1 protein-coding gene is annotated in these 1,629 nt (G+C 66.9%); it reads right to left on the bottom strand.

The features are described 5' to 3' along the window. Nucleotides 1-1,620, bottom strand: a 1,620-nt coding sequence (gene acs / locus WB308_RS07550) for an acetate--CoA ligase (protein ID WP_424190534.1), incomplete at its 3' end; no start/stop codon positions are given. Nucleotides 1,621-1,629: the final 9 nt, after the last annotated feature.

The following is a 1,629-nucleotide window of genomic DNA, read 5'->3' as shown; positions in this document are numbered from 1 at the left end:
GATCTCCATCGTACCAAGGCGGTGCCCGGAGACGTTCAGGACGTCGTCGATGCGCCCCATGATCCAGAAGTAGCCGTCGAGGTCACGGTTCGCGCCGTCACCGGCGAGGTAGAGCTTGCCGCCCAGGTCATCGGGGTAGTACGACTTCCTGAAGCGGTCGGGGTCGCCCCAGATCGTGCGGATCATCGAGGGCCACGGCTTCTTGATCACCAGGAAGCCGCCCTTGCCCCATTCGACGTCGTGGCCGGTCTCGTCGACGATTGCCGCCTGGATGCCGGGCAGCGGGAACGTGCAGGAGCCCGGCTTCAGCGGCGTCGCGCCCGGCATCGGCGAGATCATGTGGCTGCCGGTCTCCGTCTGCCACCAGGTGTCGACGATCGGGCAGCGCGAGCCTCCGACATGCGTGTAGTACCACATCCACGCCTCGGGATTGATCGGCTCGCCCACCGACCCCAGCAGGCGTAGGCTGGAGAGGTCGAACTGCTTGGGCAGGTCGGCGCCGAGCTTGATCAGCGAGCGGATCGCGGTCGGTGCCGTGTAGAAGATCGAGACCTTGTGCCGCTGGATCATCTCCCAGAAGCGGGTCGGCGACGGATAGGTCGGCACGCCCTCGAACATCACCTGCGTCGCGCCGACGGCGAGCGGGCCGTAGGCGACGTACGTGTGCCCGGTGATCCAGCCCACGTCCGCGGTGCACCAGAAGACGTCGGAATCCTTGATGTCGAAGGTCCACTTGAGCGAGCAGACCGCGCCGAGCAGGAAGCCGCCGGTCGAGTGCTGCACGCCCTTGGGCTTGCCGGTCGACCCCGACGTGTAGAGGATGAAGAGCGGATGCTCGGCGTCGACGGGCACGGGCTCGCACTCCTTCGGCAGCCCCGAGATCAGGTCGTGCCACCAGATGTCGCGCTTGTCGTCCCAGGCGAGCCCGGCGTTGCCGGTGCGGCGGAACACGACGACGCCCTCGATCGACGAGCAGCCCTCCATCGCCAGCGCCTCGTCGACGGCGGGCTTGAGCGGGATCTCCTTGCCGCCGCGGAACTGGCCGTCGGCGGTGATCACGAGCTTGGCGCCGGCGTCGGCGATGCGCTCGTTGACGCTCTTCGCCGAGAAGCCGCCGAACACCACGGAGTGGATCGCGCCGATGCGCGCGCAGGCCTGCATCGCCACCACCGCCTCGATCGACATCAGCAGGTAGACGAGCACCCGGTCGCCCTTCTTCACGCCGAGCTTCTTCAGGCCGTTGGCGAACTGGCAGACGCGCTCGTAGACGTCCTGGTAGCTGACCTTGGTGATCGAGCCGTCGTCCGCCTCGAAGATGATCGCGGTCTTGTTGGGCGTCGTGAAGATGTGGCGGTCGAGGCAGTTGTACGAGGCGTTGAGCTGCCCGTCTGCGAACCACTTGTAGAAGGGCGCGTTCGACTCGTCGAGCGTCTGCGTGAACGGCTTCGACCAGGCCAGGTTGTCGCGGGCGAGCCGCGCCCAGTAGCCCGCGTAGTCCTTGTTGGACTCCGCCACCAGCCGGTAGTAGTCGTCGCGGGTCAGGTGCGCCTGCGCGACGAATGCCGGCGAGGGCTCGAAGACGCGGGTCTCGTTCAGGACCGATTCGATCGTGGTGGACATGCCGTTTCC

Source organism: Sulfuricurvum sp., assembly GCF_049587615.1.
In the GTDB taxonomy this organism is placed as follows: domain Bacteria; phylum Campylobacterota; class Campylobacteria; order Campylobacterales; family Sulfurimonadaceae; genus Sulfuricurvum.
This window is presented reverse-complemented; position numbering and strand designations above follow the sequence as displayed.